Here is a 3,473-nt window from a genome sequence, read left to right as displayed (position 1 = left end):
GTGCCGGCGTCGAGGGCCTGCGCACCGGCGTCCGAGAGCGGAGGCAGTGCGGCGAGCGAGGGTTCGGAGGGGCGGCGGTGCTCACACGATCCAGTATGGCCACGCGGCCCGCTCCCGCCGCAGGGCGACCTGTGAGCAGATGCTCCTCCCGCTCACACCGGGCCGCTGGCTGCGCCCGCGTAGGGTGTCCGACTGTGGATCGCCGCCCCTCCGAACCCTCGCTCGCCGCACTGCCTCCGCTCTCGGACGCCGGTGCGCAGGCCCTCGACGCCGGCACCGTCGCCGAGATCCGGGCGCTGCGCGACGACTTCGCGCGGTTCATGCTCCAGTACAAGTTCGGCATGGACGAGATCGTCACCAAGGTGTCGATCCTGCAGGAGGAGTTCCGCGAGCTCCAGGACTACAACCCGATCGAGCACGTCTCGAGTCGGCTCAAGTCGGCCGACAGCCTCATCGAGAAGATCGAGCGCAAGGGCTGCGACACCACGTTCGAGGGCATCTCGGGAGCGATCACCGACATCGCGGGCGTGCGGATCACGTGCAGCTTCGTCTCGGACGTCTACCGGGTCTTCGAGCTGCTCACGTCGCAGCCCGACGTGACGGTGCTCGAGGTGAAGGACTACATCGCCTCGCCCAAGGAGAACGGCTACAAGAGCCTGCACGCGATCGTCGAGGTGCCGGTGTTCCTCTCGGGCGGATCCGTCGACGTCTGCGTCGAGGTCCAGTTCCGCACCATCGCGATGGACTTCTGGGCGAGCCTCGAGCACAAGATCTACTACAAGTACGACCGCCAGGTGCCGGCGGAGCTGCTCGACGGACTCGCCGACGCGGCCCGCACGGCCGCCGCTCTGGACTCCGACATGGAGCGCCTGCACCGGCAGGTGCGCGGCGAGCTCCCGATCGAGCGCCCGCCGCTGCGCGCCCTCGACGTCTGACGCGCGCCCCCGCTGATCGAGTAGCCGCGCAGCGGCGTATCGAGATCCCCCACCGCCCGGAGTCATCGCTCCGGCCGGGTTCAGCCCAGCGCCGTCACCAGCACGAGCAGCAGCACCGCCGTGCCGTTCAGCGTCGCGTGCGAGATGATCGCCGCGCCGAGCCGCCCGGTGACGGTCGAGATCCAGCCGTGCGCGAGACCCGCCACGACCGTGGTCACTCCGAGCGTGGCGATCGTCGCCGGGTTCACCATCTGGTGCCCGTGCAGCAGCGCGAACACGAGCGTGGAGGCGATGATGCTGAACACGGCCGCCCAGACACGCCGCCCCCGAGTCGGGGGAGCGGCCTCGGCCCTCGTGCGGAGCATGCGGTTGCGCACCGCCCGCATCACGACGCCGCGGCAGAGGATCTCCTCGACGATCGGCGCGACGACCACGGGGATGACCACGGAGCTGAGCACGAACCACAGCGGATCCGGCTCGAGCTCGAGGTTCCCCTGCGCGTCCTGGAGGAACGGGGAGAAGCCCAGCAGCACCAGCACGATGGCGATCCGCACCGCGATCCCGAGCCCGATGCCGATCGGCACGTCGATCCAGCGGAACCGCAGACCGAAGTCGGCGGCCAGGGACTTCAGCCCGCGCAGCCGCGACGCGAGGATCGGCACGACCAGGCCGATCAGGTAGCTGCCGAAGGCGCCGGCGAAGGCCAGCGCGGGGGAGTAGGGGAGCACGCCGAAGCCGAACAGCAGGATGAGCACCGCGAGCGGCACCACGATCCCCGCGATCGTGAGCACGGCGGTCGGCAGCCCCCAGCGCACCCGCGGATCGGGGAGGTAGAGGAGCGACGAGTACGGCGCGTGGATCGACGGCTGCGGCTCGGGCGCCTGCTGGGGCGCCGGCCACGCGGTCGGCGTGGGCCATCCGCTGGGCGCCGCGGCGTACGGAGGCGCGACCGGAGCCTCGTCGGGAGCGACGGTCGACGGATCGGGCGGCGGGAAGGCGGCGGGATTCATGGCCTCATCAGGCTACGCAGGCAGGCTGGGCGAACGGCCCGGTTCCGGACATGAAGAAACCCCCGCCATGTAGAAGCTAGGCGAGGGTTTCCGTGGCTCCGACGGGCGTCGATCCCGTGACCTCACGATTTTCAGTCGTGCGCTCTACCAACTGAGCTACAGAGCCGTTGCGACGTTCCGCCGCTGAAAAAGGCCCTTCCTCTCGGAAGGGCCCCTTTGCGACCCTGACGGGACTTGAACCCGCGACCTCCGCCGTGACAGGGCGGCACGCTAACCAGCTGCGCTACAGGGCCTCGTTGCGAAGACAAGCATACTGCCTTCGAGGCTATTCGATTTTCACCCGCTCGTTCCCGACCGGATCTTGCTCGGCGTCGTCTTCGTGACCCCAACGGGATTCGAACCCGTGCTACCGCCGTGAAAGGGCGGCGTCCTAGGCCACTAAACGATGGGGCCGGAAGCTGCAGGGCGACCCTGCGGCCGACCCCACCATGACTACCGACACGCAAGCATACGGATGATCGCGCCAGATGCAAAATCCGAACGTTTCGCACACGTGAACAACCCCGTCCGGGGTTGCCGCATCTCTAGGCGCGGCGGTAGGGGCTTGGTTAGGGTTGGTCGGAATTGCCCTTCCCCCGGCGACGGCTCGCGCCGTCCTGCCGCGGTGAGGGTTCCCCCGATCACCCCGAGGTCCCATGCTCTCTCTCCCGCGCCGCCGTCGCCCCGCACCGTCATCGGGCGCGCCACGGCTCGGGCGGCTCCGGTCCGCCGCACTCGCGTCCGCGGTGCTCGCACTCGTCGCCGGTCTCCTCGTCGCCACTCCCGCCCAGGCGGCGGAGTACCCGACGTGGGCCGACGTGGAGGCCGCCAAGGGCGACACCCAGGCCGCCGCCGCGCAGGTCGAGAACATCACCTCGCTGATCGCCGGCCTCGAGGACGAGGTCGCCGCGGCCCAGGAGCTCGCGCAGAAGCGCGGCGAGGAGTACTTCACGGCGCAGGAGGCGTTCGACCTCGCCGCCGACCGCGCCACCACGCTCGACACCAAGGCGACCGCGAGCGCCGACGAGGCCGACGCCGCGTCGCAGCAGGCGGGCCTCCTCGCGGCCCAGCTGTACCGCACCACCGGCACGGACCTCTCCGTCAACATCTTCCTCGACGGCGAGAGCACCGGATCCGATGATCTGCTCGGCCGCATCGGCAACATGACCAAGCTGGTCGAGCGCTCGAACGCGATCTACGAGCAGGCGAGCACCGCCCGCAACACCGCCTCGTCGCTGGCCGACCAGGCCGAGGTGGCGCAGACGGAGCGCGAGCGCCTCCGGGTCGCCGCCGAGGCCGCCCTCGCCGAGGCCACGAGCGCCCAGCAGGCGTCCGAGGCCGCGCTCGTCGAGCAGCAGGAGCAGAGCATCGTGCTCGAGCAGCAGCTCGCGGCGCTGCGCGATACGGAGTCCCGCACCGTCGCCGAGTACCAGGCGGGAGTCGCCGCGCGCGAGGCCGAGCGCCAGCGCAGGCTCGCCGAGGAGGCCGC

General features: G+C 70.5%; 3 protein-coding genes and 3 tRNA genes. 2 read left to right on the top strand and 4 right to left on the bottom strand.

Translation table 11 applies throughout. The features are described 5' to 3' along the window. The first annotated feature begins 320 nt into the window (after positions 1-320). Complete coding sequence (locus NB037_RS18960; RefSeq protein WP_251948538.1) at positions 321-935, top strand: GTP pyrophosphokinase; 615 nt, start codon at positions 321-323, stop codon at positions 933-935. 80 nt (positions 936-1,015) lie between these two features. On the opposite strand, the gene NB037_RS18955 is transcribed toward NB037_RS18960, so the two are convergent. From NB037_RS18955 to NB037_RS18940, 4 genes are all read right to left on the bottom strand, one after another. Further along, entirely contained in the window at positions 1,016-1,945 is a 930-nt protein-coding gene (locus NB037_RS18955; RefSeq protein ID WP_251948535.1) for a CPBP family intramembrane glutamic endopeptidase, read from the bottom strand. Between the two features lie 93 nt (positions 1,946-2,038). Next, positions 2,039-2,111 (bottom strand) — tRNA-Phe (locus tag NB037_RS18950). A gap of 53 nt (positions 2,112-2,164) precedes the next feature. Then, a tRNA-Asp gene (locus NB037_RS18945) sits at positions 2,165-2,238 on the bottom strand. 87 nt (positions 2,239-2,325) lie between these two features. Beyond that, positions 2,326-2,398 (bottom strand) — tRNA-Glu (locus tag NB037_RS18940). A gap of 332 nt (positions 2,399-2,730) precedes the next feature. Here NB037_RS18940 and NB037_RS18935 point away from each other — a divergent pair. Continuing rightward, positions 2,731-3,473: coiled-coil domain-containing protein (locus NB037_RS18935; protein WP_504972487.1), on the top strand; the 743-nt coding region annotated here is incomplete at its 3' end.

This window comes from Rathayibacter rubneri (assembly GCF_023743255.1).
In the GTDB taxonomy this organism is placed as follows: Bacteria; Actinomycetota; Actinomycetes; order Actinomycetales; family Microbacteriaceae; genus Rathayibacter; species Rathayibacter rubneri.
The sequence above is the reverse complement of the archived record's forward strand: the minus strand, read 5'-3'. Positions and strand labels throughout refer to the sequence as shown.